The sequence below is a fragment of the Pseudarthrobacter sp. L19 genome, from assembly GCF_050859435.1.
Lineage (GTDB): Bacteria > Actinomycetota > Actinomycetes > Actinomycetales > Micrococcaceae > Arthrobacter.
Genome location: NZ_CP193935.1, coordinates 3,158,953 through 3,181,235, shown reverse-complemented (window position 1 = coordinate 3,181,235; position 22,283 = coordinate 3,158,953). Strand labels below are relative to the sequence as shown.

The following is a 22,283-nucleotide window of genomic DNA, read 5'->3' as shown; positions in this document are numbered from 1 at the left end:
CCCCCAAGCCAACCCTGCTATATTGATGCGCGGTGGCGTCCGGGTCCTGGTGGGCCCCCCGGTCTTCAAAACCGGTGCGGCCGAGCATCTCGGCCTGGCGGGTTCGATTCCCGTCCGCCACCGCCAACTTTCAGGCGTGCCTGCCGCCGGCCGAGGAGGACCGTGGACCAGATCGACCCCCGGCGATTCATTCCGCGGACGAACGACCTGCTTGCCCTGCCCGCTGTCCGGGAAGCCGCCGGGCGGCTCGGCGGCCACGTCATCCGCGAGCTGGTCCGGGACGTCCAGGACCGGGCCCGGCGCGGCGAACTGGCCCCCGACCGGGTGGAACCCACCCTGACCGCGGCGGTGAACGCCCGCCGGGCCACCACCCTGCGGCCGGTACTCAATGCCACCGGCGTCATCGTCCACACCAACCTCGGGCGCGCCCCGCTCTCGGACGCCGCGAAGGAAGCCCTGCTCGCCGCCAGCGGCTACGTCGACGTCGAACTCGACCTCCGGGACGGCAGCCGTTCCAGCAGGGGAGCCGGCGCCCGCGCGGCGCTGCTCGCGGCCTGCCCCGCCGCGGAGGCCGCTCTGGTGGTCAACAACGGAGCGGCAGCCCTCGTCCTGGCCACCACCGCCCTGGCGGCCGGCAAGGAAGTGGTCCTGAGCCGCGGCGAACTGGTCGAAATCGGCGCCGGTTTCCGGCTGACGGACCTGATGGAATCCACCGGGGCCGTGCTGCGGGAGGTCGGCACCACCAACCGGACTCACCGGGCCGACTACGCGGACGCCATGGGACCGCAGACGGGGTGCGTGCTCAAGGTCCACCCCAGCAACTTCCGGGTCGACGGGTTCACCTCTGCCGTTTCGGTGCAGGAATTGAGCCGGCTGACCGGGTCCGGCGGCGTGCCCCTGGTGGCCGACCTCGGCAGCGGACTGCTGGCGCCCGACCCGCTGCTGCCGGATGAGCCCGACGTGACCTCGGCGCTCCTGGCGGGCGCCGACGTCGTGATCGCCAGCGGCGACAAGCTCCTGGGCGGCCCCCAGGCCGGCCTGCTGCTGGGCCGCAAGGACATCATCGACAGACTGGCCCGGCACCCCCTGGCCCGGGCGGTCCGCGCCGACAAACTCGCCCTCGCCGCCCTCGAAGCCACAGTCACCGCCGGCACCACGCCCGTGTCCGAGGCCCTGCACGCCGACGCCGACGAGCTGCGCCGGCGCACCGACCGTCTCGCTGCCGCCCTCGACGTACCGGTCGTGGCGCACGACGGCAGGGTCGGCGGCGGCGGCGCCCCCGGCGTGCCGCTGCCGGGCTGGGCGCTGCGGCTGCCGGAACGGCTCGCTAAGCCGCTGCGAACCGGAACCCCCGCCGTGCTGCCACGGGTTCACGACGGCGCCTGCCTGATCGACCTCCGCTGCGTGCCCGCCGCCGACGATGGCCGGATCCTCGACGCAGTCCGCCTAGCGCAGGCAGGCTCCGCTGGCGCCGGGGGCGCGGCCTGACCCATGCACGTCATCGCCACGGCCGGACACGTTGATTCCGGCAAGAGCACCCTGGTCCGCGCCCTCACGGGGATGGAACCGGACCGGTGGGAAGAGGAACGCCGCCGCGGGCTGACCATCGACCTGGGTTACGCGTGGACCGCCCTGCCTTCCGGCCGGGATGTGGCCTTCGTCGACGTCCCGGGACACGAGCGGTTCCTCGGGAACATGCTCGCCGGCATCGGCCCCGCGCCTGTCGTCTGCTTCGTGGTGGCCGCCGACGAGGGGTGGCAGGCGCAGTCCGGTGACCACCGGGACGCCGTCGTAGCCCTCGGCATCGAGCACGGCGTGATCGTCCTGAGCCGGTCCGACAGGGCCACGGAGCAGCGCCGCGCCGAGGTCCTGGCCAGGACCCGCGCGGAGCTGGCCGGAACCGGCTTGCGCGACGCGCCCGCCGTCGCCGTCTCCGCCATCGACGGCACCGGACTGGACGGGCTGCGGGCCGCGCTCGACGACGTCCTCGCCCGGGTGCCGGCGCCCACCCTGACCGGACGGGTGCGGCTGTGGGTGGACCGGTCCTTCACCATCACCGGATCCGGGACCGTCGTGACAGGGACCCTCGCGGCCGGAACCCTGGCCCGCGGCGACCGGCTGATGCTACTGGGCGACGCCAGCGAGCGGCCGGTGGCCATCCGCGGGCTGCAAAGCTGCGACACGGCGCGGACCTCGGTGGAACCGGTCAGCCGGGTGGCCCTGAACCTCCGCGACGTCGGCCCCGCCGAAATCCACCGGGGCGACGTCCTGGTCACCCCGGATGCCTGGCCCACCACCGCCGTCGTCGGCATCCAACGCGCCTCGGGCCTGGAGTACACGGAGGTGCCGGAGAACATCATGGTGCACGTGGGAACCGCCGCGGTCCCGGCCCGGCTGCGTCCCTTCGGCGCCGACCTTGCCCGTCTGGTCCTCGACCGGGCCCTGCCGCTGGTGCTGGGGGACCGGCTGGTGCTGCGGGACCCCGGCCGGCACTCCGTCCTGGGGGGCGCCCGCATCCTCGATGCCGACCCGCCCGCCCTGGAGCGCCGCGGCGACGGGGCGAAATGGGCGAGGCGGCTGGCCGCGATGGACCCCGCCGGCGACATCCCCGGCGCGGTCGCGGCCCGCGGGGCGGTCCGGGAGGACCACCTGCGGCGGCTGGGGCTGCTGACCAGCCAGGACCCCGCAGGGTTCGAGGACATCCGGGTTGTGGGGGACTGGTGGGTGCACGCCCCCGTCCTGGAGGCGTGGCAGCAGCGGCTGCGGGCGGCCGTCGAGGAGTTGCGGCAACGGGACCCGCTGGCCCCGGGGCTCTCCATGGGGGCCGCGGCCGGCCTGCTGAACCTGCCGGATGAACGGCTGTTGCCCCACGTGATCAAGGGAGCCGCGCTGGAGGCCGACGCCGGCCACATCATGGTGCCCGGCAGCCGCGACGATCTCGGCGCCGCCGAGCCCGCCGTCGCCGAGATCGAACGCCGGCTCACCGCGGACCCGTTCCACGCGCCGGAGGCCGAGGATCTCGCCAAGTTACGCCTGGGCAGCCGCGAACTGGCCGCCGCCGAGCGCGCCGGTCGGCTGCTGCGGCTGCGGGACGGGGTGGTGCTGCTTCCCGCAGCGCCGGCTCTTGCCATGCGTGCGCTGGCCCGCCTGGACCAGCCGTTCACCACCAGCCAGGCCCGGCAGGCGCTCGACACGACCCGCCGGGTGGCCATCCCGCTGCTGGAACACCTTGATTCCCGGGGCTGGACCCGGCGCCTGGACGCGGGTCACCGCACCGTGGTGCGCTGACCCGCTCCGGCCGGGCTACGGGTTGGTGCCGCCGCTCGGGGTGCCGCCACCCTGGGCGCCGTCCTGGGAGCCGTTTTGTGAGCCCGGTCCCGTCGGCTGACCCTGCCCGCCGCCGCGCCGGCCCTGGCCGTTGAAGCCGCCCTGTCGGCCGTTCTGGAACCGCTGCGCGGCCTGGTGCGCCGCGTCCGACTTACCCAGGGAGTACCCGATCGCGGCACCGCCGCCACCGGCGAGCAACACGGCGATTCCGGCGGCCACCAGGACCTTCGGCAGGCTCCACCAGGACCTCTTCGCGGGCCGTCCCGGCCCGGGGAGCCGGGGCCCGGGGCTCCGGGACCGGGGGTAACGGGACCTGCGGACCCGTTGCCCGGGTAAGTCGGGCCAGGGGTTCCCCACGCGGGGGCCGTCGGGGCGGACGACACCGGGTGCGGCCCGGCGCTCGGTGCAGGCGGCCGGGTGTTCGGTGCGGACTGCCCGGTGTGCGGCACCGGCATTGTGGGCGGCGTGGTGGGGCCATAGTGCGGGGTGCCGGGGGCCTGGCCGGCGCCCTCCGGGTAGCTCTGTTCGTCCACGGTATTTCTCCTCAAAACGTGATGTTTCCGCCCCAAGTAAAGGGCAGAAGACTGGGCGGATGCTGTGATCCGGCAGGGGATCCGCCGCGCACTGGCGGGACGGGGCGGACGACGGCGAGTCCGGTCCGCTATCCGGAACGCCGGGGCCAAACCCTTGGGCTGCCAACAATTTGCAGTTACGATGCAAATTGTTGCCCCGATGTGACCTGGATCGCAGGGGCCGCAAACCCTAGGCAAAGGAGCCCCGCAGTGTCCGGACCGGAAATCACCAGTGATTACTTCCTGCTCGACGACGAGCTGTCCGCGGAGGAACGCGCCCTGCGGGACCGGGTCCGCGCCTTCGTCGAAACGGACATCCTTCCCGTCATCAACGACCACTGGGAGCGGGCCGAGTTTCCCTCCGGACTGATCCCCGGCCTCGCGGGGCTGGGCATCATCGGCAGCACCATCCGGGGCTACGGCTGCCCGGGACTGAGCCGACGCGCCGCCGGCATCGTGGCCCGCGAGATCGCCCGCGGCGACGGCTCCATCAACACCTTCGTCGGGGTCCACTCCAGCCTGGCCATGGGCAGCATCAACATGCTCGGCTCCGAGGAGCAACGCCGCCGCTGGCTCCCGGCCATGGCGGCCATGCAAAAGATTGGCGCCTTCGCCCTCACCGAACCGCTGCACGGCTCCGACTCCGTCGCCCTGGCAACCTCCGCCCGCCGGGACGGGGACAGCTACATCCTCAACGGCCACAAGCGGTGGATCGGCAACGGCCACATGGCCGACGTCGTCGTCATCTTCGCCCGCGACGACGCCGACGGCCGCGTGAAGGCGTTCGTCCTGGAAAGGGACGACGACGGCAACCACCCGGCCGGCTACCAACCCACCGTCATCACCGGCAAGATCGGCAAGCGGGCCATCCAGCAGGCCGACATCGTCATCGACAACCTCCGCATCCCGGCCGGGAACCGGCTGGAGAACTGCACCTCCTTCAAGGACGTCACCACCGTCCTGTCCGCCACCCAGGGCGGCGCCGCCTGGGAGGCCATGGGCCACGGCATGGCCGCCTACGAGATCGCCGCCCGCTACGCGCTGGACCGGGAGCAGTTCGGCCGGCCGATCGGCTCCTTCCAGCTGGTGCAGAACAAGCTCGCCAACATGCTCAGCGAACTGACCGCCATGCAGCTGATGTGCCACCGCATGGCCGAACTGGCCGAGTCCGGGCGGCTGACCGGGCCAATGGCGTCCATGGTCAAAATGGCCACCGCACAGAAGGCCAAGTGGATCTGCTCCGAGGCCCGCGACATGCTGGCCGGCAACGGCATCCTCCTGGAGCGGCACGTCGCCCGCCACATGACCGACATGGACGTGGTCAGCACCTACGAGGGCACCGACTCCATCCAGTCCCTCCTGGTGGGCCGCGACATCACCGGCATCTCCGCCTTCAGCTGACCCCTCCACGCCGGAACGGCCTCGGCCGCCGGCAGAAAGGCAGGCACCCCGTGGGCGAACCTGCAGATCGAAGTGTCGACGTCTCAGTAGCGGACGGCATCGCGCGCCTCACCATGCGCAGCGGCAGCGTCAACGCCCTGGGGCGGGACCTGCGCCGTGAACTGGCCGCAGCGCTGGACCGCGCCTCCGCCGACCCGGACGTCACCGCCGTCCTGCTGCTCGGCCAGCCACGGGCGTTCTCCGCCGGCGCGGACATCACCGAGTTCAACAGAGCCGAATCACACGGTGCCGATGTCGAAAGTGCCGGCGCCGGGCAGGCCGGCCACGCGGACGGCCCGGACCTGCGCGCGCTGGTGGCGCAGGTCGAAGACTTCCCGAAACCCGTCATCGCCGGGATCACCGGCGTGGCCCTGGGCGGGGGCTGGAACTCGCGATGGCCGCGCACGCCCGGATCGCCGCCCCTGAGGCCCGGCTCGGACTGCCGGAAATCACGCTGGGCCTGATCCCCGGAGCCGGCGGCACCGTCAGGCTGCCACGCCTGGTGGGCCCCGGCCGCGCCCTCGCCATGATTCTCACGGGCAAGGACGTCACCGCGGCCGATGCGCTCCGCGACGGGCTGATCGACGCGGTGGCGGAAGACCCCGGCGCACCCGGTGCCGTCACGGAAGCCATCGCGCGCGTCAATGCCCTGACAGCGCGGCGCACCCGGGACCGTGGGGACAGGATCGCGGAGGCGGCTGCCGCCCCCGGCACGGTGGAACGGCTCGCCGGGGCAGCGCTCAGCAAGGCCAAGGACCCGTTCTCCGCCCGTGCTGCGGTAGACGCCGTCGCGGCCGGCATCGAGCAGTCCTTCGACCGCGGTCTGGAGGTGGAGCGGGAGAAGTTCCAGGAACGGCTCGCCAGCGCAGAATCGGCGGCCCAGCGGCACCTCTTCGCCGCCGAACGTGCGGCCCGCCGCCCGGCCGGCCTGGACCCGGAGGCGGCCCGGCCCGTCCGCCGGGCCGGGGTGGTAGGCGCGGGAACCATGGGCGGAGGCATCGCCATGGCACTGGCCTCCGCCGGCATCCAAGTCACGGTGGTCGAAGCCGAACGCTCAGCCCTGGACCGCGGCCTCGCCCAGGTGGACAAAAACCTTGCCGTGTCCGTCTCCCGCGGCAGCCGGAGCGAGGAGGAAGCCGCGGCACTGCGGTCCCTGATCACCGGAAGCCTCGACTACGCGGACTTCGCCGACGCCGACCTGGTCATCGAGGCCGCCTACGAGGACCTGGGCGTCAAACGGGGGATCTTCGCCATGCTGGACGCCGTGGTCCGTGCCGAGTGCGTCCTCGCCTCCAACACGTCGTACCTGAGCATCGACGTCATCGCCGCGGGCACCCGCCTGCCGTCCCGGGTGCTAGGCCTGCACTTCTTCAGCCCGGCCAACGTCATGCCCTTGGTGGAGGTGGTGCGCGGGGCCGCCACCGAGGCCGCGGCGTTGGCCACCGGGGTCGCCACGGCGCGGCGGATCGGCAAGACGCCCGTCGTCGTCGGGGTCTGCCACGGCTTTGTCGGCAACCGGATGCTGGAGGTCCGTTCCGCCCAGGCCGAGCAGTTGCTGCTGGAGGGGGCGCTCCCGGGCCAGGTGGACCGGGTCCTCAAGGACTTCGGATTCCGGATGGGGCCCTTCGAAATGGGGGACATGGCCGGCCTGGACATCGGGTGGCGCAACCGCAAGGCCGAGGGCACCACCGCCCCGGTGTCCGACGCGCTCTGCGAGGCCGGGCGGTTCGGCCAAAAGACCGGCGCCGGCTACTACGCCTACGACGGGCGGGAGGGCCGCGAGGACCCGGAGGTGGAACGTCTGATCGTCGAGGTCTCCCGCACCCAGGGCGTCACCCGGCGGGACCTCTCCGACGCCGAGATCCTCGAGCGACTGCTGTTCCCGATGATCAACGAGGGCGCCCGGATCCTGGCCGAGGGCATCGCCGAGCGCGCCGGGGACATCGACGTCATCTGGGTGAAGGGCTACAACTGGCCCGCCTACCGCGGCGGACCCCTCTGGTACGCCGGCCACGTGGGGCACGGGTACGTCGCCGAGCGGCTGCGGCACTACGCCGGGCAGACCGGCGACGCCACGCTGCTCCCGGCCGGGTTACTAGACGGCGCATGACCGCCACCGACGGGCGCAACGCGCGGACTTTGCGGACCCGGCAGGTCATCCGCGACGCCCATATGGCCCTCCTGAGGGACGGCGAACTCAAACCCTCGGCCCGGCAGATCGCGGCCCGGGCCGGGGTCTCGGTCCGTGCCCTCTGGGACCACTTCAAGGACCTGGAGAGCCTCATGGCCGCGACGGCGGCCCGCCAACTGGACGACCAGGATGCCGGCGTCGAACCCGTGCCGGCGGAGCTCCCGCTGGCGGAGCGGATAGAGGCCTACTGCGCCCAGCGCGCCACCGTGCTGGAAGCCCTGGCGCCGCTGGCGCGGGCGGCGGACGTGCAGCGGCCCTTCTCCGCGGCGCTGCAGGAGAACCTGCGCGGGAACCTGGACCGGATCAGGGCCGACGTCGAACGGCTGTTCGACGCGGAACTGGCCGCCCTGGACCCGGAACGCCGAACCCGCACGGTCCTCTCCGTCTGCGCCGCGGCGGACTGGGCCACCTGGAAACTGCTGCGGGACCAGCTGGGGCAGTCCCCCGAGCAGGCCCGGGCGGTCCTGGAGCACACCCTGACGGCCGTCCTGGCCGGACCCCTCACCGGACGTGAACACGAGAGAAAGCAGAACCCATGACAGCGTTGTCGCTCGCTTCGATCCTGGCCGAATCCACCCGCAAGTACCCGGACAAGACCGCCGTGATCAGCGGTGGCCGGTCCTATTCGTACGGCACCCTGTGGCGGCAGGCCCTCAGCTACGCCGGCCAGCTGGAGGACGCCGGGGTCCGCCCCGGGGACGTGGTGGGACTGATGGCCCCCAACGTCGTCGAATTCCCCGCCGCCTATTACGCCATCCAGGCAACCGGCGGGGTGGTGGTGCCCGTGCACCTGTTGCTGACCGTCCGGGAAGTCATCCACGTGCTCCGCGACAGCGGCGCCACGGCGCTCGTCTGCCACCCGGCGTTCCTCGAGGTGGGACGGCAGGCGGCGGGGGAGGCAGGGATTACCCTCCTGCTGGTCGGCCCCGCGGCGGCCGACGGCGGACCGGGCCCGGGCGCGACGGGCGGGAACGGCGACGGCGGTGTCCGGCACCTCGACCCCGAGGCCCGCGGCGGCCTGGAGAGCTACGTAAGCCGTGAGGCGGAGGACCCCGCGGTCATCTTCTACACCTCCGGCACCACCGGCCGCCCGAAGGGTGCCATCCTGACGCACCTGAACATGGTCATGAACGCCACCGTCTCCGCCGTCGACGCCAACGACGTCCGCTCCAGCGACGTCGCCCTCGGCTGCCTGCCCCTGTTCCACGTCTTCGGACAGACGGCCAGCATGAACGCCCTGTTCCGGCTGGGCGGCACCCTGGTGCTGCTGCCCAAATTCACCGGCGAGGCGGCGCTGGAGCTCATCACCACGCATCATGTGGACATCTTCCACGGCGTCCCGACCATGTACATGCAGCTGCTCGCCGCCGCCGAAGGCCGGCCCGACGTGCCGGCGCTGCGGCTCTGCGTCTCCGGCGGCGCGCCGATGCCGCTGGCCGTGATGGAGAAATTCAACGCCGCCTTCGACGTCACCATCTACGAGGGGTACGGCCTCTCCGAGACCTCCCCGGTGGTCTCCACCAACACGCCCCACGCCGGCGCGCGGCCCGGAAGCGTGGGCCAGGCGGTCTGGGGCGTGGAGGTCACGATCGCGGACCACCGCGAGCCCGAGCACGTTGTCCCCATGCCTACCGGCGAACTGGGGGAGATCCTGGTCCGCGGCCACAACGTGTTCGCCGGGTACCTGAACAACCCCGAGGCCACGCGTGAGGCCATGGTGGACGGCTGGTTCCGCACCGGCGACCTCGGCACCATGGACGAGGACGGCTTCATCTACGTGGTGGACCGGACCAAGGACGTCATCATCCGCTCCGGCTACAACGTCTACCCGCGCGAGGTGGAGGAGGTGCTCTCCCGGCACCCCGCCATCGCCCAGGTGGCCGTCGTCGGACTGCCCGACGAACTGCGCGGCGAAGAGGTCTGCGCCGTCGTGGTGCTGGACCCCGCGCACGCCGACAACCCGCCCACCGAGCAGGACATCATCGACTGGAGCCAGCAGCACCTGGCCAAGCACAAGTACCCCCGGCACGTCCGGTTCACCGGCGAATTCCCGCTGGGCCCAAGCCACAAGGTGCTCAAGCGGGAACTGCGCCGCACGCTGGCGGACGGCAAGGGAGAAGGAGACGACGCGTTGTAGGGAGACAACGCAGAAGGCGACGACGGCGGCGGGGCCGGGTGAGGGGGCGGTGCGAGACGGCCACCGCCGCGCAGTGTGATGTTCGCCGGCAGTAGGCCCGGCCGTTACCTTGCACTGGAACAGTGCGGCGGGGATCAACTGTAGAACAATGCATGAGGAGCAACTCAGTGCCAGCCGTGAACCGCCGTCGTTTCCTTCAACTCTCCGCCGCCGCCGGTGCGGCCGCCGCGATCTCGCAGATGATGGGGCAGAGCATCGCCCGCGCCGCCGGGATCCCTGCGAACCGGGCGACCGGGTCCATCAAAGACGTCGAACACGTCGTGATCTTTATGCAGGAGAACCGCGCCTTCGACCACTACTTCGGCACGCTCAAGGGCGTGCGGGGCTTCTCGGACCCGCACCCGGCCCTGCTGCCCTCCGGCAAGGATGCCTTCCACCAGGCCAACGCCACCCGCGAAGTCACGCCCTTCCACCCGCCGGCACCCGACCTCGGCATGCAGTTCATGGAGGACCTCGACCACTCGTGGCAGCTCACCCATGAAGCCTTCAACAACGGCCGGTACGACAAGTGGCTGCCGGAGAAGACCGATGCGACCATGGCGTTCTACGGGCGCAAGGACATCCCGTTCCACTTCGCCCTGGCCGACGCGTTCACCGTCTGCGACCAGTACCACTGCTCGGTGCTCGGCCCCACGGACCCCAACCGCTACTTCATGTTCACCGGCGGCGACGACCCGGGCCGGAAGGGCGGCGGCCCCGACCTGTGGAACGGTGAAAAGGGCTACTGGTGGAGCACCTACCCCGAAGAGCTCGAGAAGGCCGGGGTGAGCTGGAAGGTCTACCAGGACATCGGACAGGGCCTCGACCCGGCGCACTACGAGGGCTGGACCGATGACGCGTTCATCGGCAACTACGGGGACAACTCGCTCCTGTACTTCAAGCAGTACCAGGACGCCAAGCCCGGTTCGCCGCTGTACGACAAGGCCCGGACCGGGACCAACGCCAAGGCCGGCGACGACCTGTTCGGGATCCTCCGGCAGGACGTCAAGAACGGGAAGCTCCCGCAGGTGTCCTACATTGTGGCGCCCGAAGCCTACTCGGAGCACTCCAACTGGCCGCCCAACTTCGGCGCCTGGTACGCGGCCAACGTCATGGACATCCTGACCTCTAGCCCGGAGGTATGGAGCAAGACCGCGGTGTTCTTCATGTACGACGAGAACGACGGCTTCTTCGACCACATCGTCCCGCCGCACCCGAACACCCCGCAGATCCCGGGCGCCTCGACCGTACCGACCGACGGCGAGTGGTACGACGGTACCCCCACCTTCTACGGGAGCAAGGACGTGCCGGGCCACTTCGGCCTGGGCGTCCGGGTGCCGATGATCGTGGCGTCGCCGTGGAGCATGGGCGGGTTCGTCTGCTCCGAGACCTTCGACCACACGTCCATCATCCGGTTCCTGGAGACCCGCTTCGGCGTCGCTTCGCCGAATATCACGCCGTGGCGCCGCTCGGTCAGCGGCGACCTGACCAGCGCCTTCGACTTCTCGACCGCCGGTGGAGCGGCGCCGGCCCTCCCGGACACCTCCGGGTACAAGCCTGCCGACCACGCCCGCCACCCGAGCTACGTACCGAAACCCCCGGCGACGAACACGGTGCCGACGCAGGAGAGCGGAACGCGCCCGTCCCGCCGCCTCGGTTACGCGCTCGGCGTCGAGACCACCCTCGACGGCGGGAAGCTCGCCGCCCGCTGGACGAACCGGGGCACGCTCGGGGCGCAGGTGCAGGTCCGCTCGAACCTGCTGCCGGCCGCGCCGTACTCGTACACCATCGGTGCCGGCGCAGCCCTCGACGCGTCGTGGGCCCTCGGTCCCTCCTACGACGTGCAGCTGCATGGCCCGGCGGGCTGGTTCCGGCGCCTCGCGGGAACGACGGCGTCCCCGGACCTCCGCGTCAGCGTGGCCTCCGACGGCAAGTCCCCGCACGCCCAGTTCCGGATCGAAAACACGGGCCGCTCCGCCGCGCCGCTGACCCTCAAGGACGCCTATGGCGCCGGCAACCAGTCCCTCACGCTCAACCCGGGCCAGGCGAAAACGGTCACCATCCCCACCCAGGGCGGCTGGTACGACCTCACCATCACCTCGGCCGCGGACCCCACGCTGGTCCGGGTCCTCGCCGGCCGGTTCGAAAACGGCGCCGGGCTCACCAGCGACCCGCAACTCGGCACCGCCTCCACCGGCCGCTAATCCCGGCCCGGCCTGCCGCGGTTATCACGCGGCCCCTCAGCGACACTCCACAACTCCTGCGCCGGGCTCACCCCGGCGCGCCCCGAAGGACCACCCATGCCCACCATCACGAAGAACAGGCGGGCGAAGGCAGCGGCTCTCGCCGCCGCCGTCGCCCTCACCGGCCTTGCCTCAACCGGCGCCGCCGCTCCCGCTGACGCACGGACGCCTGCGAACGCCGCCGCACCGTCCGAGGGTCAGGGCGCCAACGGCCCCGACCACGTTTTCGTCATCATGATGGAAAACCACGGCTACGACCAGGTGATCGGCAACACGGCGGACGCCCCGTACATCAACTCCCTCGCCCAGCGGTACAACACGGCAACGAACTACCAAGGCGTCACCCACCCCAGCCTGCCCAACTACCTGGCCAGCATCTCCGGAAGCTCACAGGGGATCTGGGACGACTGCAAGGCCGGAGCCGACGTCACCTGTGCACCCGAGGAATTCGTGCCGGGCTCCAGCGACCCCGGTGCCACCGGAAGCCTTACCGCCGCCCAGGCCGCGAGCGCCGCGTCGACCCCGCACATGTTCGCGGGAAAGACCATCGTGGACCAGCTGGAGGACAAGGGCCTGAGCTGGAAGGCCTACATGGAGAGCCTGCCGGCCACCGGTTCCCAGGTGGAATACGCCCCAACGGTTGGGTCCAGCCCGGTCAAGCTGTACGCGCAGAAGCACAACCCCTTCATGTACTTCTCCAACATCAACTACCCCGGCAGCCCCGGCTGCAGCACATCGTGCCGCAGGAAAACAACCTCACCGCTGACCTGTCCAGCGGCAAGGTGCCGAACTTCGTCTGGATCAGCCCCAACCAGTGCCACGACATGCACGGCATGGCACCCTCGGGCGCGGACCTGATCGGGATGCCCGATTGCGGATACCCCGCATCCGGCCTGGACCACAGCGTGATCCAGCGCGGCGACAACTACGTCAAGAGCACCGTCCGGCAGATCATGGACTCGACGACGTGGAAGACCAGCAAGTCCAGCATCGTCCTGGCCTGGGACGAGAACGACTACTCCGGTTCCACCGGCGGTCCCGGCAGCCCCGTGGGCCAGAACGGTGACGTGCTGGGCGGAGGCCACGCCCCGATGATCGTGATCAATTCGGCCGCCGGACCGCAGAAGAGCACCAACCGCGTGTCGGATCACTACACCCTGCTGTCCACGATCGAGCACATGTGGCACCTGGGGTGCCTGGCCAACACCTGTTCGCCCGAAACCTCGGGCACCTTCGAGGAACTCTTCCGGCCCTGACACCAGGGCTCTGACTCCAGGGGGCGCCAGCGGCTCGGCGTCCGAATGACGGCTCCTCCAACGGCCCGTCCGCGCTTCGGCGCGGGCGGGCCGCTCTGTTCGCTCCGCCTTGCCGGGCGGCCTCCGCTTGGGGCGCGCTGCGGCAGGAGGAAGCAGTAACCAGCGTTTCCCCAGCAATCACGTAGCGCGTTCCCACCCGGCAGACCGACAATGGGGTCGACACCACCAGATGGTGGCGCACGGTATGGTTCGGGGAGATACCCCGAACAGCTCGAGAAGGACCGGCCATGACTGTCCCGCCAAGCACCCCAAATCCCGGGTACGGCGCACCCGGTAACCTGCCCGCGCCGGGTTGGTACGCGGACCCTGCGGGATCCGGTTCCCTGCGCTGGTGGGACGGGACGGCCTGGACCGGCCACCTCAGCGTGGGGCACCAGGGCGTCCCTGCCGCCCCGTACCGCCCCGGGCGCCCGCAGATCAGCCCGTCCACCCCGGTCTACAACCCGTTCATCTGGCTGATCGCCACCCTGCCGATCATCCCGCTGATCAGCCTGGCGTTCTGGAACCCCGTTCTGCGGACCAGGACGACGGGGCTGCGCCGGGTGCAGACCATGGACCCGGCGTCGATCCTCACCCTGCCCTACCTGCTGGCTCTGGGCACCGGCCTGATCATCTACGCCGTCTCCGCCGTGCTGGCCTACCTCGACTGGCAGAAGCTCCGCCGCGACGGCGTGGTCCGCCCGTTCCACTGGGCCTGGGTCTTCCTCAGCCGGGAGCTCTACGTGATCGGCCGCTCGGTGGTGGTGCACGAGGCCGCTCCCCGCCGCGGGCTGGCGCCCGTCTGGGTGACCCTCGGCATGATCGTCCTGACGGCCGCACTCATCGGCATCAAAGTCTCTACGCTGGTCACCGCCGTCGCCGGGCACACCATCATCTGAGTCCCCGGCGACGCCGCTCCCGGCATCGGCGGTTAGTCCTTCTTCCCGGCGATGTTGACCAGCCAGGCGACGCCATACTTGTCGTTGCACATGCCGAACGCGTCGCCCCAAGGCGACATGGACAGCGGCATCGTGACGGTGCCGTCCTGGGAGAGCTTGTCCCAGTAGCCGCGCAGTTCGGCGTCGTCGTCGCCGCTGAGCGAGACGCTGAAGGTGTTGCCCGGCGTGTAGTCCATCCGCGCCGGGGTGTCGGAGCCCATCAGGACGAACCCGCTGGGGGACTCGAGCTGGGCGTGCATCACCAGGGTGTCCTCGGACGGATCCTGGCTGGCCTGGAAGTCGGCGAAGGTGCTCACGGTCAACTGGCCGCCGAAGACATCGCGGTAGAACTCCATGGCCTCGCGGGCGTTGTCGCGGAAGCTCAGGTAGGGGTTGAGATGTGTGGCCATGGCGGTTCTCCTTGCGGGCTGGGGTGGGACTCCGGGATGCGGACGCCTGACCGGGTTTCGGCGGCGTCCGCGCCCATGCTAACAACGCGCTGCCGTCCCGGACAGGGGTCCCGGGACACTTCGGAGGACGCGGCGCCGGGACAGGGCGTACGGGCGTCGCCCACGGCCCGGGCGCGGGAGTCTGCCGACGTCGGCGCCGGATGGTTTGATTAGTCGGTGCTCCGACTCAAACGCCTCCTCGTCTTCGGCCTGCTGGCCGTGGCCGTCATCGCCGGTTTCTCGTTCTGGGCGGTGGGCCGGTCCGGGGAGGGCATCCGGACCGCGGTCGCCGCACCGCCGAGCGCGGTAGCGAAACTCGAGGGCGCCGACATCACCACGGCGGTCAACGTCACCCCCAGCCCGGATGCGCAGTGGCTGACGGGCGCCGCCGCCAGGACCGGCGTGCCGGCCCGGGCACTGCGGGCCTACGTCGCCGCCGCGGTGACCGCGAACGCCACCACCCCCGGCTGCGGCATCGGCTGGAACACCATAGCGGCGATCGGCTTCGTCGAAACGGCGCACGGCAGCTACGGCGGCGGCAGCCTCAACGCGGCCGGCCAGGTCAGCGGCCCGATCGTGGGGCCCAGCCTCAACGGCGACGGATTCGCGGCGATCCCGGATACCGATGGCGGGGCGCTCGACGGCGACCCGCACTGGGACCACGCCGTCGGACCGATGCAGTTCATCCCCTCCACCTGGCGGCTGGCCGGCCGGGACGGCAACGGCGACGGCGTCGCCGATCCCTTCAACATCGACGATGCCGCCCTCAGCGCCGCCGACTACCTCTGCGGGCACGGCCGGGACCTCACCACCCCGCGCGGATGGACCGACGCCATCTACGCCTACAACCAGTCCGACGCCTACATCCGCAACGTCCAGGCCCGGGCCACCGCCTACGCCGCGCAGGCCGCCGCCCAGGGCTGAGAGCCCGGCAACGGCGGCGCACCGGACCGCACCGCGGCCGCCGCCGGCCGAGACCGCAGTGCCGAAGCCCTTGAGCGGGCCGCCCGCCGCTCCTAGAGTGGGCACGGAAACCCGGCCACCGCCAAGGAGCTCACATGTCCCTCGTCCGTGTTCACAACTTCTCTATGTCCTTGGACGGCTACGGCACCGGCGAGGGCCAAAGTCTCGACGCGCCCTTCGGCCACGCGGGCACCCGTCTGATGCAGTGGGCGTTCGGCACCCGCACCTTCCGAGCCATGGGCCTGCCCGGCGACGGCGAACCATCCTTCGGCGTGGACGAGGCGTTCGCCGGCACCTGGGCGCCCGGCATCGGCGCCGAAATCATGGGCCGCAACAAGTTCGGACCGCAGCGCGGACCCTGGCAGGACGAGGACTGGAAGGGTTGGTGGGGAGACAACCCGGTCTTCCACACGCCCGTCGTCGTCCTCACCCACCACCCCCGGCCCGTGCTGGAGATGGAGGGCGGGACCACGTTCCACTTCCTCGACGCCGGCCCCGCCGAGGCGCTTGAACGGGCCCGGGAGCTCGCCAGCGGCAAGGACGTCAGGATCGGCGGCGGGGTCGCCACGGTGCGTCAGTTCCTCGCCGCCGACCTGATCGACCACCTGCACCTGGTCCTGGTGCCGATCCTCCTCGGCCGCGGGGAGCGGCTCTGGGACGGGCTGGAAGATCTTGAGCAGCGCTTCGAGATCGAGGCGACGCCCTCGCCGTCGGGCGTCACCCACCTGGTCTTTACCCGGCGTCCGCGGGACTAATTCCCGTCCCGCCGGAGTTATGACCTCGGAACCGCGCGGTTCCGGGCGCCGTACGGCGTGGACGACGACGGGAACGAAACCAGTGACGACAACAAGCGACGGAGTCGGCTTCCGCTCCACCCGGGGACCGATCCTCATTGCCCTGATGCTCTCGACCGGCCTGGTGGCGATCGATTCGACGATCGTGGCCACCGCCGTGCCCTCGATCGTGCGCGATGTGGGCGGCTTCTCGTCCTTCCCGTGGCTGTTTTCCGCCTACCTGCTGGCCCAGGCCGTCTCCGTACCGGTCTACGCGAAACTCTCCGACGTGGTGGGCCGCAAACCCATCATCCTGATCGGCATCGGCCTGTTCCTGCTCGGATCCATCCTCTGCGGCATCGCGTGGAGCATGCCCGCACTGATCGCCTTCCGGGTGCTGCAGGGCCTCGGCGCGGGCGCCGTCCAGCCGATGGCCATCACCATCGCCGGCGACATCTACACCCTGACCGAACGGGCCAAGGTGCAGGGCTACCTCGCCAGCGTCTGGGCCATCTCCTCCGTGGTCGGCCCCACCCTGGGCGGCGTGTTCTCCACCCTCGGCATCTGGCGGGGCATCTTTCTAGTGAACATCCCGCTCTGCCTGCTGGCCGGCTGGATGCTGCTGCGTTCCTTCCGGGAGGACGTCAAACGCCAGGGCCACACCGTGGACTACCTCGGCTCCGCGCTGCTCACGGCGGCGCTGACCCTGCTGATCCTCGGCGCCCTCGAGGGTGGCCAGGCCTGGGCCTGGAACTCCGCCCCCAGCATCGGCGTCTTCGCGGGAGGCGCGGTGCTGCTGGCCGTCTTCGTGCTGGTGGAACGCCGCGCGGCCGAGCCCGTCCTCCCGCCGTGGGTGGTCTCCCGCCGGCTGCTGGCGACGACGGCGCTGGTCTCCTTCGGCGTCGGCGCCGTCATGCTGGGCCTGACCTCCTACGTGCCGACCTTCCTCGAGGGATCCATCGCGACGTCGCCGATCCTGGCCGGGCTCGCCCTGGCGGCCCTGACCATCGGCTGGCCTATCAGCGCCTCCCAGTCCGGCCGCTTCTACCTGCGCCTGGGCTTCCGGACCACCGCGCTGATCGGCGTCAGCATCACCGTGGTGGGGACCGCGGTGCTGGCGCTGACAGCTTCCACGCCGAGTGTGCTCCTGGTCGCGGCCAGCTGCTTCATCGTGGGGCTGGGCCTGGGCCTCGTCGCCACGCCCACGCTGATCGCCGCCCAGTCCAGCGTGGAATGGAACGAACGCGGCGTGGTGACCGGCACCAACCTGTTCGCCCGCTCGATCGGCAGCTCGATCGGCGTGGCGGTTTTTGGCGCCGTCGCGAACGCCATCTACGCCGGGACCCCGGGCGGGGACACGAATCCCGGGACCGTCGTCACCGCCTCCGGCGCGGTGTTCCTGGCCGTATTGGTGGGCGCGGTCCTGACCGTGATCGCCGTCGTCGCGATGCCCGCCACGGGCCGGAAGCCCGCCGAGCAGGCCCACGCCGGTGACGCCGCGGATTCCGCGGTGGCGGAGCGCAGCTAGGCGCTTTGCTTGTTAGGGACGGGGCTGGTTAGAGACGGGGCGGGCTAGGGACGCTGCGAGGCGGCGGCCTCGGGGCTGAGATCCGAGAGTTCGAGACGGTGCCGGGGCCCGTCCGGGAACGGAAACGTGGACGTGACCGCCAGATCCGGGCCCACCCGCAACAGCTCCCCGGGGGCCAGCGCCCGCCAGCCGGGATCGTGGTCCATCGGTTCGGTGGCGATCAGCACCTGCGGTCCGGCGGCGAGGTCCTCGCTGCGGGCGTGGATGCGGTGGCTGCGGGCCTCCAGCGGCGCGGAGGGGCCGTGGACGCGCCCGGGATCACGCTCCAGCACGTGCAGCTCGTGGGTGTCCGGGTACCGCAGCGCCCACAGCTCCGTGGCCGTGGTGACGATCAGGTTCAGGCTGAACACCGGCAGCTCCGCGGCGGCCCAGGCCACGGCCCGTGTGATCCCGGCGCCGACGTCGCCGTCCGCCCGCCGGGTCTCGGCGGTGATCAGGGCGAAGAGGCGTTCGCTGTCCGTCTGCCCCCGGACCAGGTCCGCGACCCCCAGCGCGGCGAGCCGCGCGTCCAGCCGGTCCAGGCCGCCGAAGGCACCGTTGTGCGCGAACACCCGCCCGTCCTGCTCGAACGGGTGGGTGTTGGCCACGGTATGGGCGCCGGTGCTGGCGTAGCGGACGTGCGCGAGGAACGTGGTGCTCCGCAAGGTCCTGGCCTCCCGCGCGAAGGCGTGGTCCTCCCACGCAGCGAGCGGCTGTTTCGCCACGTGCGGTTGTCCGAGCTCATCGAAGGTGCCGATGCCCGCCCCGTCCGGCTCGCGCCGGCTCTGGACGGACAGGCTGTCCGGCGCGTCCAGGAGCCAAAACGTGGCGCGGACTGTTCGGGCGCCGGCGTGGAGCCCGAACAGTCGGCACATGCTGGCTCCTCCGTGGTTGGCGCGGCGTTATGGGAGCCAGTGTACGTCCGTGTCAGGGGCCGCGGGTCAGGGTCCGCGGCGTCCCGGCCAGGCAGAATGCAGCAGCGGGAGCGCGGAGATGGCCAGGAGTACTGTTCCGAGCGCCGGGTCGTCGTGCCGGAGGATGGCGCCGGCGATCAGCAGGGCGGCGAAGAGGACGGCGGACACCGCGCGGCGCACGGTGCGGTCCAGCCGGGCCACCTGGCGCTCCAGCCGAGGGTTTCCCGCGGTCAGGGACCCCTCCTCGGCGCGCGCCGCCAGCCGGTCGAGGCGCTGCGGCAGGCGGAAGGCCACCGCCGCGGCGTCGACCACCTGGCGGGAGGCGTCCTGCAGGAGGTTTCCCCGCTCCTCGCGCAGCAGCCGAGCCGCGTATGGCTCCACCGAGTCCCAGAGGTTGAAGCGCGGGTCGAGGGAACTGCACACCCCGGAGGTCAGCGACATCGCCCGGATGATGAGCAGGAAATTCTCAGGCACCTGGAACGGCAGCGACCGGACCAGTTCGCCGAACTCGTTGGCGAAGGCCAGGAACTCCCGGGGATCCACCTCGCGCAGTTCGGCGAAGCCCATGCCGCCGAAGCGGGTGAACAGCCGGGACATGGCCCGCTCCAGTTCGGCGGTGTCCGCCGAGGGCAACAGCACGCCGATCTCGCCGATCGCCGAGACCAGGCCCCCGCCGTCGCGCGCGGCTGCCGCGATGAGCAGCTTCCTCAGCCCGCTCCGGGTCCCCGCGGGCACCTCGCCCATCATGCCGAAGTCGATGAAGGTCAGCCGCCACGGAAGCCCTCCGGCGCCGGGGGTCGGGGTGACGAAGATGTTCCCCGGGTGCGGGTCGGCATGGAAGAACCCGGTGGTGAAGAGCTGGTCGAACATCACCGACGCGAAGACGGGGGCCACCTCCACGGGATCGATTCCCGCGGCGCGGAGGGCCTCCGTGTCCGTGATCTTGATGGCCGTCACGTCCTCCAGGGTCAGGACTCGGCGGGTGGTCCGTTCCCAGGCGACGCGGGGGACCGCCACCCGTTCGTCGCCGGCGAAGTCGGCGTCGAAGCGCTCGGAGTTGGCCGCCTCCTGCAGGTAGTCGACCTCCTCGAGGCTGGTCTGGGCGAACTCCTCCACCAGGGAGGGCATGTCCGCCCGGTCCGAGACCAGCCGGAAGTGGCTTAGCCAGCCTCCCACCCGGCGCAGGGCGGCGAGGTCGACGTCGACGATCGCCTCGATGCCGGGGCGCTGCACCTTCACCACGACGCCGCTCATGCCGGCGTCCTCCGCCGCCGCGGGCAGCAGCCGCGCGCGGTGCGCCTGGCCAAGGGACGCCGCGGCGATGGGGGTCTCCTCGATCACGGCGAAGATGTTCCCCAGCGGTGTGCCCAGCTCTGCCTCGGCCAGGTCCCGGATGGCCGGGAAGGGGACCGGGGGAACCTCGTCCTGGAGGTCCTCGAGTTCCTTCGTGATCTCCGGCGGGAGGACATCCAGGCGCGAGGAGAGGAACTGGCCGACCTTGATCATCAGGCCGCCCAGCTCCACGGCCAGGGCGCGGAAGCGCCGGGCGAAGCGGATCATCCGCCGGGTCCGGGTGCGCTCGGTGATCCGGCGCAGGCCCAGGCGGGGGAGCAGCAGCTCGTACCACCAGGTCAGGGCCAGGTGCCAGGCCGCGAAGCGCAGGATCCGCCGGTAGCGGGCGCGGGTGCTCCCGGCCCCGGCCGCCGGGTCCGCCCGGGCCCGGTCAGCCTCCGCCACCCGCGTCAGTCCTGGGCCAGGATCGAGTACAGCCGGCGCCGTGCCTCGTCCAGTACGGCCACGGCCTGCTTGACCTGCTCCGGCGTGCCGGTGCGGCCCACCTGGGACGCCGCCTGGGCCAGCTCGATGCCGGCCTTCGGGAGTGACCCGAAGGCGGGGCCCTGGTCCGTGGCGGCGGACTCCCAGGGAGCGGAGGTGCCGCCGGAGACCTCTTCGCGGCCGGCGTCCGTCAGGGAATAGATTTTCCGCCCGTTGGACTCCTCGGCGCGGATCAGGCCCTCGTCTGCCAGCAGCTGCAGGGTCGGGTACACGGAGCCGGCGCTCGGCTTCCAGCTGCCGCTGCTGCGCTCCTCAATCTCGCGGATGATCTGATAGCCGTGCATGGGCCGCTCCGCCAGGAGTGCCAGCACGGCCGAGCGGACCTCGCCGCGGCCGGCGCGGCTGCCGGTGCGCTTTTCGAAGCGTGAACGCAGATCCTCGACGGCCTGCCACATGCCATCAAAGCTGGGGGCGCCGAAGCCGCCCATCGGGTATGAGTTACGCATGATGCTCTCCTTCAGGGGTTCGCTAACGATACTTAACGATACGTCCCGATATGCGGAAACAACAGGGTTGCGCTGTGGGCGATAGGGCGGCCGCCGTCAGTGCCCCGACGCCCTGCGCGACGCCAGGCGCCACGGGGGCTGAGCGCAATCGGGTGCGCCGCGTTGACGCCGCTGCGCGTCAGGCGGCGGCGGGCCGGGGAAGGTGGACGAAGACCTCGCCGCGCTGCTTCATCGCATCGAGCGCGCGGGCCAGGCCGGCCGCGGTCCCGCCGGCGGGGTGGTTGGCGTGGGAAATGACGATGTCCCCGGCGTGGGCGCCGGAGATTTCCTTGGTCACGGCCGGGGCGGGAAGCGTCGCGCCGGCGTCGCCGTTGATGGAGAAGCCGACGGGCGTGACCCCGAGGGCATGCACGATCTGGGCGGAGACGTCGTCGAGGTAGGCGGTCCCCGGCCGGAAGAAGAGCGGGCGCTTTCCGGTGAGCTCCGCGATGCGGGCGTCGTTGGTCATGATCTCGTCGTAGACCTCGCCCGGGCTGCGGGTGCCCGGAATGTTGTAGGCGCTCTTGCCCGACACGGACAGCGGCCGGTGCGAGGTGCCGTGGTTGCCCAGCTCGAAGAGCGGATCCGCGGCCAGTTCCGCGGCCAGGGAGGCGTTGGCGGCGATCCAGCGGTGGTTGAGGAACAAGGTTGCCGGAACCCCGTGACGGCGGAGTTCGGTGAGGACTCCCGTGTCCGCGGCGTTCCCGCCGGGACCGCCGCAGAAGTCGAAGGTCAGGGCGACGCCGGCGGGCGCGGCCAGGCGCGACAGCACGCCCGGGGCGGCGAGCCCCCAGTAGCCGGCGGCGCGGTGGGAGAACGACGCAATGACCTGGTCGCGGGACGGGGCACCCGGGGGCTGGGCACTGGCCGGGGCCGGGGCGGGCTGCGCGTCGGCGCCGGCCGTCTCGACGAGCGGCCCGTCGGCCGGAGTGGCGTCGGGCTCGCGGAGATCCTTCGGGCGGCTGTCCTGCGGCAGAGCCGCCAGGGCCCCGAGGGAAAGGGCGGCGGCGGCCGCCAGGAATGACCTCCGGTCAGGGGTCCACGCCACGTCCATGTCCGTTCTCTTCGCGGCCCGGCTACTGGGTAGTCTGCGGAATCCTGCCATCTCAAACCT

The 22,283-nt window shown here is 71.4% G+C and carries 19 protein-coding genes, 1 tRNA gene and 1 pseudogene; 15 read left to right on the top strand and 6 right to left on the bottom strand.

What is annotated here, in order from left to right; all coding sequences use genetic code 11:
• Window positions 1-31 precede the first annotated feature (31 nt).
• The 3 genes from ACRQ5B_RS15220 (at window position 32) to selB (ending at window position 3,288) form a co-directional block, all read left to right on the top strand.
• A tRNA-Sec gene (locus tag ACRQ5B_RS15220) sits at window positions 32-126 on the top strand.
• A gap of 36 nt (window positions 127-162) precedes the next feature.
• The gene (selA, locus tag ACRQ5B_RS15215; RefSeq protein ID WP_432395285.1) at window positions 163-1,488 is read left to right on the top strand and encodes an L-seryl-tRNA(Sec) selenium transferase; all 1,326 of its coding nucleotides are present in this window, start codon (window positions 163-165) and stop codon (window positions 1,486-1,488) included.
• Between the two features lie 3 nt (window positions 1,489-1,491).
• A complete protein-coding gene (gene selB / locus ACRQ5B_RS15210) occupies window positions 1,492-3,288 on the top strand; it encodes a selenocysteine-specific translation elongation factor (RefSeq protein ID WP_432395282.1) in 1,797 nt (598 codons plus the stop codon).
• Between the two features lie 15 nt (window positions 3,289-3,303).
• Here selB and ACRQ5B_RS15205 read toward each other — a convergent pair whose 3' ends face one another.
• Window positions 3,304-3,546 (bottom strand): hypothetical protein, encoded by a 243-nt coding sequence (locus tag ACRQ5B_RS15205; protein WP_432395279.1) that lies wholly within the window; start codon window positions 3,544-3,546, stop codon window positions 3,304-3,306.
• Between the two features lie 563 nt (window positions 3,547-4,109).
• On the opposite strand from ACRQ5B_RS15205, the gene ACRQ5B_RS15200 reads away from it, so the two are divergent.
• The 9 genes and pseudogenes from ACRQ5B_RS15200 (at window position 4,110) to ACRQ5B_RS15160 (ending at window position 14,143) form a co-directional block, all read left to right on the top strand.
• Complete coding sequence (locus ACRQ5B_RS15200) at window positions 4,110-5,300, top strand: acyl-CoA dehydrogenase family protein (protein ID WP_432395277.1); 1,191 nt, start codon at window positions 4,110-4,112, stop codon at window positions 5,298-5,300.
• 113 nt (window positions 5,301-5,413) lie between these two features.
• Window positions 5,414-6,087 (top strand): annotated as a pseudogene (locus ACRQ5B_RS15195) (enoyl-CoA hydratase-related protein); the annotation flags it as partial.
• A gap of 81 nt (window positions 6,088-6,168) precedes the next feature.
• The gene (locus ACRQ5B_RS15190; RefSeq protein ID WP_432398785.1) at window positions 6,169-7,449 is read left to right on the top strand and encodes a 3-hydroxyacyl-CoA dehydrogenase NAD-binding domain-containing protein; all 1,281 of its coding nucleotides are present in this window, start codon (window positions 6,169-6,171) and stop codon (window positions 7,447-7,449) included.
• Complete coding sequence (locus ACRQ5B_RS15185; protein WP_432395274.1) at window positions 7,446-8,069, top strand: TetR/AcrR family transcriptional regulator; 624 nt, start codon at window positions 7,446-7,448, stop codon at window positions 8,067-8,069. The genes ACRQ5B_RS15190 and ACRQ5B_RS15185 overlap by 4 nt, the downstream gene beginning before the upstream one ends.
• Window positions 8,066-9,667, top strand: coding sequence for a long-chain-fatty-acid--CoA ligase (locus ACRQ5B_RS15180; RefSeq protein ID WP_432395272.1), 1,602 nt, complete (start codon window positions 8,066-8,068; stop codon window positions 9,665-9,667). The genes ACRQ5B_RS15185 and ACRQ5B_RS15180 overlap by 4 nt, the downstream gene beginning before the upstream one ends.
• Window positions 9,668-9,834: 167 nt before the next feature.
• Window positions 9,835-11,910, top strand: a complete 2,076-nt coding sequence (locus tag ACRQ5B_RS15175) for a phosphocholine-specific phospholipase C (protein ID WP_432395269.1) — start codon at window positions 9,835-9,837, stop codon at window positions 11,908-11,910.
• Between the two features lie 96 nt (window positions 11,911-12,006).
• Window positions 12,007-12,807 carry an alkaline phosphatase family protein gene (locus ACRQ5B_RS15170; protein ID WP_432395266.1) on the top strand — a complete coding sequence of 267 codons (801 nt, stop codon included), beginning with the start codon at window positions 12,007-12,009 and terminating at the stop codon, window positions 12,805-12,807.
• The gene (locus tag ACRQ5B_RS15165; RefSeq protein ID WP_432395264.1) at window positions 12,783-13,205 is read left to right on the top strand and encodes an alkaline phosphatase family protein; all 423 of its coding nucleotides are present in this window, start codon (window positions 12,783-12,785) and stop codon (window positions 13,203-13,205) included. The genes ACRQ5B_RS15170 and ACRQ5B_RS15165 overlap by 25 nt, the downstream gene beginning before the upstream one ends.
• Window positions 13,206-13,492: 287 nt before the next feature.
• On the top strand, window positions 13,493-14,143 hold the full coding sequence (locus ACRQ5B_RS15160) for a DUF2510 domain-containing protein (RefSeq protein WP_432395261.1): 651 nt from the start codon (window positions 13,493-13,495) through the stop codon (window positions 14,141-14,143).
• A 32-nt stretch (window positions 14,144-14,175) separates the two neighbouring features.
• Here ACRQ5B_RS15160 and ACRQ5B_RS15155 read toward each other — a convergent pair whose 3' ends face one another.
• Window positions 14,176-14,592, bottom strand: a complete 417-nt coding sequence (locus tag ACRQ5B_RS15155) for a VOC family protein (RefSeq protein ID WP_412882822.1) — start codon at window positions 14,590-14,592, stop codon at window positions 14,176-14,178.
• Between the two features lie 216 nt (window positions 14,593-14,808).
• On the opposite strand from ACRQ5B_RS15155, the gene ACRQ5B_RS15150 reads away from it, so the two are divergent.
• The 3 genes from ACRQ5B_RS15150 (at window position 14,809) to ACRQ5B_RS15140 (ending at window position 17,895) form a co-directional block, all read left to right on the top strand.
• On the top strand, window positions 14,809-15,555 hold the full coding sequence (locus ACRQ5B_RS15150) for a lytic transglycosylase domain-containing protein (RefSeq protein WP_432395258.1): 747 nt from the start codon (window positions 14,809-14,811) through the stop codon (window positions 15,553-15,555).
• Window positions 15,556-15,689: 134 nt separating this feature from the next.
• Window positions 15,690-16,349 (top strand): dihydrofolate reductase family protein, encoded by a 660-nt coding sequence (locus ACRQ5B_RS15145; RefSeq protein ID WP_432395255.1) that lies wholly within the window; start codon window positions 15,690-15,692, stop codon window positions 16,347-16,349.
• Between the two features lie 145 nt (window positions 16,350-16,494).
• Complete coding sequence (locus ACRQ5B_RS15140; RefSeq protein ID WP_432398784.1) at window positions 16,495-17,895, top strand: MFS transporter; 1,401 nt, start codon at window positions 16,495-16,497, stop codon at window positions 17,893-17,895.
• A 44-nt stretch (window positions 17,896-17,939) separates the two neighbouring features.
• On the opposite strand, the gene ACRQ5B_RS15135 is transcribed toward ACRQ5B_RS15140, so the two are convergent.
• The 4 genes from ACRQ5B_RS15135 to ACRQ5B_RS15120 form a co-directional block, all read right to left on the bottom strand.
• Complete coding sequence (locus ACRQ5B_RS15135) at window positions 17,940-18,809, bottom strand: class II glutamine amidotransferase (RefSeq protein WP_432395252.1); 870 nt, start codon at window positions 18,807-18,809, stop codon at window positions 17,940-17,942.
• Window positions 18,810-18,875: 66 nt separating this feature from the next.
• Entirely contained in the window at window positions 18,876-20,585 is a 1,710-nt protein-coding gene (locus tag ACRQ5B_RS15130; RefSeq protein ID WP_432395249.1) for an ABC1 kinase family protein, read from the bottom strand.
• A gap of 5 nt (window positions 20,586-20,590) precedes the next feature.
• A complete protein-coding gene (locus tag ACRQ5B_RS15125; protein WP_432395246.1) occupies window positions 20,591-21,130 on the bottom strand; it encodes a PadR family transcriptional regulator in 540 nt (179 codons plus the stop codon).
• 178 nt (window positions 21,131-21,308) lie between these two features.
• A complete protein-coding gene (locus tag ACRQ5B_RS15120; protein ID WP_432395244.1) occupies window positions 21,309-22,223 on the bottom strand; it encodes a polysaccharide deacetylase family protein in 915 nt (304 codons plus the stop codon).
• Between the last annotated feature and the right edge of the window lie 60 nt (window positions 22,224-22,283).

What these genes read in the sequence shown, in the direction of transcription:
- ACRQ5B_RS15185 (WP_432395274.1), top strand. Translation starts at nt 7,446, where the DNA reads ATGACCGCCACCGACGGGCGCAACGCGCGGACTTTGCGGACCCGGCAG.
- ACRQ5B_RS15145 (WP_432395255.1), top strand. Translation starts at nt 15,690, where the DNA reads ATGTCCCTCGTCCGTGTTCACAACTTCTCTATGTCCTTGGACGGCTAC.
- ACRQ5B_RS15160 (WP_432395261.1), top strand. Translation starts at nt 13,493, where the DNA reads ATGACTGTCCCGCCAAGCACCCCAAATCCCGGGTACGGCGCACCCGGT.
- ACRQ5B_RS15155 (WP_412882822.1), bottom strand. Translation starts at nt 14,592, where the DNA reads ATGGCCACACATCTCAACCCCTACCTGAGCTTCCGCGACAACGCCCGC.
- ACRQ5B_RS15125 (WP_432395246.1), bottom strand. Translation starts at nt 21,130, where the DNA reads ATGCGTAACTCATACCCGATGGGCGGCTTCGGCGCCCCCAGCTTTGAT.
- ACRQ5B_RS15170 (WP_432395266.1), top strand. Translation starts at nt 12,007, where the DNA reads ATGCCCACCATCACGAAGAACAGGCGGGCGAAGGCAGCGGCTCTCGCC.
- ACRQ5B_RS15165 (WP_432395264.1), top strand. Translation starts at nt 12,783, where the DNA reads ATGGCACCCTCGGGCGCGGACCTGATCGGGATGCCCGATTGCGGATAC.
- ACRQ5B_RS15120 (WP_432395244.1), bottom strand. Translation starts at nt 22,223, where the DNA reads ATGGACGTGGCGTGGACCCCTGACCGGAGGTCATTCCTGGCGGCCGCC.
- ACRQ5B_RS15180 (WP_432395272.1), top strand. Translation starts at nt 8,066, where the DNA reads ATGACAGCGTTGTCGCTCGCTTCGATCCTGGCCGAATCCACCCGCAAG.
- ACRQ5B_RS15140 (WP_432398784.1), top strand. Translation starts at nt 16,495, where the DNA reads ATGCTCTCGACCGGCCTGGTGGCGATCGATTCGACGATCGTGGCCACC.
- selB (WP_432395282.1), top strand. Translation starts at nt 1,492, where the DNA reads ATGCACGTCATCGCCACGGCCGGACACGTTGATTCCGGCAAGAGCACC.
- ACRQ5B_RS15135 (WP_432395252.1), bottom strand. Translation starts at nt 18,809, where the DNA reads ATGTGCCGACTGTTCGGGCTCCACGCCGGCGCCCGAACAGTCCGCGCC.